Below are 6096 nucleotides of genomic sequence, written 5' to 3' on the forward strand. Positions count from 1 at the left end.
ATTATGGCAGTTATTAAGCCATAACGGCTGTTTTTTGGCCTGCTTGTTAACATCGTAGATAAAACCCAACGATTGGCGGTTTCGTTGATGTTGAGTTATTGTTGGGATTCGTATCTCACTCCAACCTAACAGCAAAGCTCAAACTTGCCACGAAGTAGTGTCAGCTGGAATTATTTGTTCGATATCGATTGTGCTTCCGATGGCGGCAAGAAGCAAAAAGCTAACAAAGAAAGCGATAGCAAAAATCACCCGTAGCGGGCCAATCCGCTCATGCGCAACAGTGAATCCACTATCTCTGTCCCAACGGGTTATGCCGTTCTTTGACAATTTGTTATACGACACTAAAAGAGTGATGAAGCTGACGAGTGGAAATCCAATGCCCAAACCGAGCCACCAAACCTTAAAACTTCTTGAGAAAGCAGTTGAATAATCCGGTGTCTCTCCTGATGGTGGAATAAGGCGGATCTTGAAAAGCCACTTGCCGGGTGTTGTACCTGTTGTAGAAAGGAATAACGATTCGATGAACATCCAAGCAAAAAATACGGCAAGCCCGAACAATTGATCAAATTGATTACTATTCTGCTCGCTAAGCGCGTCTGGATAGAGGATGCTGATGACTATGCCACTTACGATGGAGATCAAGTAGAGGTCGAACATACGCGCCCAGTATCGAACCCACGGGCGAATTTGGGCAACAGAAGCGGTAGCCTGTATTGGCATGGGCGAAGTAGTGGACAAAACTACATTGGGTTCTTGCAGCGTTTTCTGATCCGTGGCTTCCAGAGGTGCTCCGCAATGTCCGCAGAATTTCGCATCACCTATTATTTCCTTGCCACATTGCGTACAAAACATCGAATTTCCCTTTGCTCCAATGCTATGATTAAAATCGCACGTTCAAAATGTCGCAATATAATACGTCATAAATGAAATCTAAAATATGGCGGTTTACGGCGCTTTTTTTACTTCCAACTAATTGACCAATTTAGCTTTGTCATCATGCCAAATTTATTTCGTTCTCCAAGTTTGGGAACGTAACACTATCGATGTATAGCCAATCTGATTTTTTCCAAGACCTGCGAAACGATCTGTCTCGGCGCCCCAATATTCAGTCACACAAAACTGCTGACCTTAGTTCCAAATTGCACACCGGAATTCAGGCCGACACCGGCTTGGTGGATGAAGAAGCTCAATAGTTGTTGATTTTTTTGATGTTGGGGTTCGTTCATCACCCCAACCTACGAGCTGAAATCCTGGCCATGCGGCCAGGCAATGCCATGATGAATCGGGCGAACCATACATAAATATGATTCATTCCTGCATGCCGATGTTATGCCGGTCGGTTTCGCAGCGCACTATTCAGTACTGCTTTCGCTACATCACGATGCCATCCCCCCGATTTCTCCAAATATTCTACGGAGAAACGATCGGCGTAAGCCCCAATAACTAGAAGGAGTAGCGCGAACTCACTCGACACTTTCCATGGACCATGACCTGTGACAGGGTGATCGATGTCAGCCAAGTACGATCCAAAGTTCTTAGCGAGGAGCCCATTGAGGTCGCGGATAGTAGAAAGACCAAGACGCTCAAACTCCTCAATTACAACGCCCAGATAATCATGCCTATCGTCTGGAGCATCAAGAGTTTTGAAGACGAAGCCAATTTGTCTCATAGATTGCATAATCTCTTTAAAACGCAGTGAGGAGGAAATGAACTCTCGGACAACGGGTGCATCCAGCCGCGCCAAATCGTTATTTCGTTTGACAACCTCGCGGGACTCCTCCGCCAGTCGTGTCCCCGCGTGCCTAAGCTCCATGAATTCCTCGTCGGCAAGCTCGAAAAGTCCCGCTAGCCTGAAGAGTTTGCGGCGTAGCGAGATCGGTACATCTCCTTCCCGTTTGTATTGAAGTGCGTGTGAAATTGCCGCCCAGGAGTGCTGAAGAACGGTACGGACCTGGATTTCGGCTCTGAAACTACCCGTCGCCTTCCACTCAATCAGGTTAGCTCTCGTCTTATTCAAACGAATGAGGTAGTGTACGGACAAATAGCCGAACTGATCCGGCGAGTACTCACTTATCTGATGCGAGCGTTCTTCTTCGAGCACTTCGAACTCGCGCTTAATTAGATCACCAACTTTCTCGATATCGTCTTGGTAATAAAGCACTACACGAATGCCCACTAGGTCTGGAATCTGATTAAGTGGGTCATCGTAGGATTTTCCTGGTCGTGATATCTTTTCCTTCAAACTTCCGGGCGTCTTGGCTCGCGATTCTGTGAAATGAACCCTAATTCCCTCAACCTTCAGTACATCCGCAATAAGGTTTTCTAACTTGAAAGTGAACGATTCGTACGTAGGTAATAGTTCACGATACTGCCGGATCACATCATCCACTTTGTTCCTCTAACTAATTGATCTAACGATAATTAGACGTCCGAGATGCCGAAATTTAATACGACATAAATGAAATCGAACATACTATCTCTTTATTTATTAATCGAACTATCTAATTTGACCATTTAGCCGTTATCATACCAAACTTGTTTAGACCCCTAAGCTGGATAGCGTGGTGCTATCGACGCGTAGCTCGTTTGACTCTCTCCAACACCTGTAATACCGTCTTCCTCGGCGCCCCAATATTCAACCGCATAAACCCGCTGCCTTCCTGGCCAAATTGCATGCCGGGATTGAGGCCGATACCGGCTTGGTGGATGAAAAAATGTTTCAGTTGCGCGTCGGTCATGTGCCATTCGCGGCAGTCGAGCCACAACAGGTAGGTGCCTTCGGCTGGGATCACGCGCATGTCCGGCAAATGTTCTGCGACGAAGTGTTCGACGCTGGTGCGGGTGTCTTGCAGGTAATGTAGCAATGCGGTGAGCCAGGTTTCGCCGTCGCGGTAGGCGGCTTCGAACGCGGCGACGCCGAATGGGTTAGAGGCGCTGACGTGGAATTGGGTGAAGATTTGCGTGACGGCGTTGCGCACGGTTTTGTCGGGGATGATCAGTGCGGATAAATTCAAGCCGGGGATGTTGAAGGTTTTGCTCGGCGCAACGGCAGTGATCAGGTTGCTATTGTCGCTGGTGATAGCGGCCAGCACGTGGTGGCGGTGGCCGGGGTAGATCAGATCATGGTGGATTTCATCGGAAAACACGATCAGGTTGTGGCGGGTAGCGATTTGTTGCACTTGCTGCAATTCTTCCGGCGACCACACGCGCCCGACCGGGTTGTGCGGCGAGCACAGCAGTAGCAGTTTGGCTTCTTTGGCGCACTGTTCCAGGTGATCGAAATCGATGGTGTAGCGGCCATTTTCTATGCGCAGCGGGTTTTGGATCAACTTGCGGCCGGTTTGCGTGACGGCGGAGAAGAACGGGAAATACACCGGTGGCTGGACGATGACGGCTTCGCCGGGTTGGGTGAATGCCATCACGGCGGCGTTGATCGATGGCACTACGCCGGGGCACATCACGATCCAGTCGCGTTGCACCGCCCAGCCGTGCCGCCGTTGCAGCCAGCCGATCAGCGCGTCATACAGGCTGTCGGGAAATACGGTGTAACCGTAGATCGGGTGTTGCGCTCGCTCGGTCAGCGCAAGCGTAACTGCGGGCGGGGCGGCGAAGTCCATGTCCGCCACCCACGCCGGGATGACATCGGCCCTGCCGAACATGGCTTGCCGTCCATCGTATTTAACACTGTACGTTCCTTCGCGATTGATTTCCCGGTCGAAATCGAACGCATCGCTCAAGAAATTTTCTCCCAGATGGTGACTTCCGCCAGCGTGTGCTGGAATTTGCGTTTGGTTTCGCGGATCACGAACGGCACGGCTTGCGGGCCTTGAACCAGGCGGAAATGCGGTCCGAGCATTTCTTTCAGGCCATCGAGTGTGGTGAAATTCTCACCGTCGCGCTTGAATCCGCCGATCCACGCTTCTTTCTTCGTGTGCTCGGTGAGCCAGGTATACGGCGAGGTGATCATCAGCAAACCGCCGCTGTTGATGCGCGTGTGAATACCAGTGAGCAATTTGACCGGGTCGTACAAACGGTCGATCAGGTTGGCGGCCAGAATCAGGTCATAGCCAGTGAAAATGGATTTCAAATTACAGGCATCGCCTTGGAAAAATTCGACTTTGTGTTTGACGTGATTCAAACCCAGGCCGGTCAGCGTGCGCTCCTTGTACGACACCAGCTCGCCTTCGTCGGTCAGCGTATAGCGCAAAATACCTTGCTGCGCGAGTTGCACGCCTTGGCCGATGAAACGCGCGGAAAAGTCGATACCGGTGACGTGATCGAACACGGTGGCCAGCTCGAAAGTCGAGCGGCCGGAGGCACAGCCCAAATCGAGCGCGGTGCGTTTAGGCCGATTGCCCATTGCAGCGATGGCGATTTCCGCAAGCGCCTTGGAGAAATTGGGCACGTCAAAATACGTATCGCCGTAATGAAACTCGGCGTATTCCGACAGCAGTTTATCGGTTTCGTAGTTGGACGACGGCAGTGTGGCCGGTGCATCCGACACGACATAGCGGAAACCGGCGTGTTGGAAGAAGTGGCGGCGGAAGGCGTAGCGCGAACTGCGGATCGATTCGTTGCCGCAGGCGATCCACGAACCGCCTTTGATCAGGTTGTGCTGGTTGTCGAACGTCGGCGTGGTGAAATCGTCGTACAGCGGATGCACGTCGAAGCCTTCGAACGGATACGTCGGCGTTTCAGTCCATTGCCAGACGTTGCCCACGATGTCGAAAAACTCGCCTTGTGGAAATTCGGTGACCGGACAGCTCGATGCGTAATAATCCAGATGCAGATTGCTCGTAGCTTTACGGTCGTGCGGCACTTCGGAAAGACAGGCAACATCGTACAGCCGGTACCATTCGTCCTCGGTCGGCAGCCGCACCGGTTGCTTGGTTGTTTCGGCTTTCCAGTTACAGAACGCTTTGGCTTCGTGATAATTGACTTCAACCGGCCAATCCCACGGCATCGGCACTTCTTCGGTCATCAGGCGCAGATACCAGTCATTGCCCTTTTTGACCCAGAATGTAGGATGCTCGGCTTGCGTGAACTGCCGCCACGAGCGGCCTTCTTCCGGCCAGTAACTGCCGGTGCGGTAGCCGCCGGCCTCGACAAACGCCAGGAATTCCTGATTGCTGACCAAGTATTTGCTGGCCTGAAAAGCTGCAATCTCGGCACTGTGCAAGCCGTATTCGTTATCCCAGCCGTAGTGCTGATGATTGGTTCTGGTTTTATGCAGTGTAACTGTTCCGGCGACGACATTGATTAAAGCATTCTGCGGTGCGGCGCCAGATGTGCGGCACGGTTGCCAATCCGGGTGCGGTTGCACGAAATGCAGCGCGTGCTGGCGGATCAGTACTGACGATGTTTCCAGGTGGATGCGTTCATGCTCGATCCCCATCACAATCGGCCACCACGAGCTTTCCCAGGTGATCGGCAATGCCAGCGGCATTGTTGCGATCAGCTTGTCGACCATGGCACGCATGGTTTTGCGGTACGCGCGCACTTCGTCGACGGTCGGCCAATCGTAGTGCGTACTGTCGAGATCGTCCCAGCTCATTTCGTCGACACCGACGGCAAAAATGGATTCCAGCCGGGGATTGATGCGTTCGGCGATCAATCCGGCAAGAATCAGCTTGTTGACGAAAAATGTGGCGGTATGGCCGAGATAAAAGATCAACGGGTGGCGCAGTGAGATCGGTTTTTTATAGTAGGCTTCGTCACTGCGCAGCGTTTCAAAAAGCTGCTCATAACGATCCAGTGTGGTATGAAAATAAGCGCGGATTTCCGCGCGTTTTGCGGTGATATCGTCACCATCCAGCAGAGGTGTTCTTTGGAATAAGGTTTGTTGCATAGGATAATGTTTAGTAGTTTACTCAGTTATTAACCGGTATTATAACGCCTCGCGATTTTCAAGCCATACTTTAACCGGGACAAATGTCATTAAGCATTGATATTACGTGCAAAAGATTACAAGAAATTTAAAAGGGTCTTAGGAAGTTAAAGCGGGTTTAAACGTAACAATTTAAGAATTTCATGATAGAGATTATCACGGCGATGATTAAAACGAAATTCGGTTTCTTTCAAGTGCAGGTAGAAAGT

The 6096-nt window shown here is 50.9% G+C and carries 4 protein-coding genes and 1 pseudogene; all 5 read right to left on the reverse strand.

Annotation, left to right across the window (positions count from 1 at the left end):
• Nucleotides 1-138 precede the first annotated feature (138 nt).
• Complete coding sequence (locus tag DU481_RS08790) at nt 139-852, reverse strand: RDD family protein (RefSeq protein ID WP_350133831.1); 714 nt, start codon at nt 850-852, stop codon at nt 139-141.
• A 475-nt stretch (nt 853-1327) separates the two neighbouring features.
• Nucleotides 1328-2389 carry a GTP pyrophosphokinase gene (locus tag DU481_RS08795; protein WP_350133833.1) on the reverse strand — a complete coding sequence of 354 codons (1062 nt, stop codon included), beginning with the start codon at nt 2387-2389 and terminating at the stop codon, nt 1328-1330.
• A gap of 178 nt (nt 2390-2567) precedes the next feature.
• Complete coding sequence (locus DU481_RS08800; protein WP_350133834.1) at nt 2568-3737, reverse strand: MalY/PatB family protein; 1170 nt, start codon at nt 3735-3737, stop codon at nt 2568-2570.
• The gene (gene ovoA, locus DU481_RS08805) at nt 3734-5848 is read right to left on the reverse strand and encodes a 5-histidylcysteine sulfoxide synthase (protein WP_350133836.1); all 2115 of its coding nucleotides are present in this window, start codon (nt 5846-5848) and stop codon (nt 3734-3736) included. The genes DU481_RS08800 and ovoA overlap by 4 nt, the downstream gene beginning before the upstream one ends.
• A 146-nt stretch (nt 5849-5994) precedes the next feature.
• Nucleotides 5995-6096 (reverse strand): annotated as a pseudogene (locus DU481_RS08810) (IS1595 family transposase); the annotation flags it as partial.

The organism is Nitrosomonas sp. (assembly GCF_040240425.1).
Lineage (GTDB): Bacteria > Pseudomonadota > Gammaproteobacteria > Burkholderiales > Nitrosomonadaceae > Nitrosomonas.

What these genes read in the sequence shown, in the direction of transcription:
- DU481_RS08790 (WP_350133831.1), bottom strand. Translation starts at nt 852, where the DNA reads ATGTTTTGTACGCAATGTGGCAAGGAAATAATAGGTGATGCGAAATTC.
- ovoA (WP_350133836.1), bottom strand. Translation starts at nt 5,848, where the DNA reads ATGCAACAAACCTTATTCCAAAGAACACCTCTGCTGGATGGTGACGAT.